1 pseudogene is annotated in these 503 nt (G+C 47.5%); it reads left to right on the top strand.

Annotated features, from left to right (window positions below):
• Positions 1-254 precede the first annotated feature (254 nt).
• Positions 255-503: pseudogene (locus AC1DRJ_RS32270) on the top strand (hypothetical protein); the annotation flags it as partial.

Below are 503 nucleotides of genomic sequence, written 5' to 3'. Positions count from 1 at the left end.
CAGCTATTCCGAAGTGCCGAATGAAGCGCACAAGGAAATATTTTCCCTCTGGCTTGAGCCCTTTCACTTCACAAAATAATGCGGATATGAACACGCTGATACCACCATAGCCCTAGCAAAGGCGACTATTATATCGCAATATTTACAGACTGTTTTTATACTTAGCCGTGACGCTGTCACGTGATTCAAAACGTGATCAATCACAAGGTATAATTCTGCAAACTGGCATCAACAATTTGGGGGAGGATAGGGGTATGGGTCAGAGGGCGCTTGGGCTTACATGGCTAGATCGCAATGATCACAAGCAGCAGAAATGGGCTTACAAATATCTGCAAGGGAAAGGGGAAATAGACCAGCAACGTCACCCCTTAACGAACGATCAGCTCCTTCGAATCGGCGAGGAGCTAGAGACCACGAGAGAGGGCATATTGCTCATTGGGCAAATGAAGGACGCATGGAGGAAGGTTAAATCCAACGCCTCAGACAACGACAAGGGCCGGAAG

The organism is Pseudomonas sp. P5_B2 (assembly GCF_056400445.1).
This window is presented reverse-complemented; position numbering and strand designations above follow the sequence as displayed.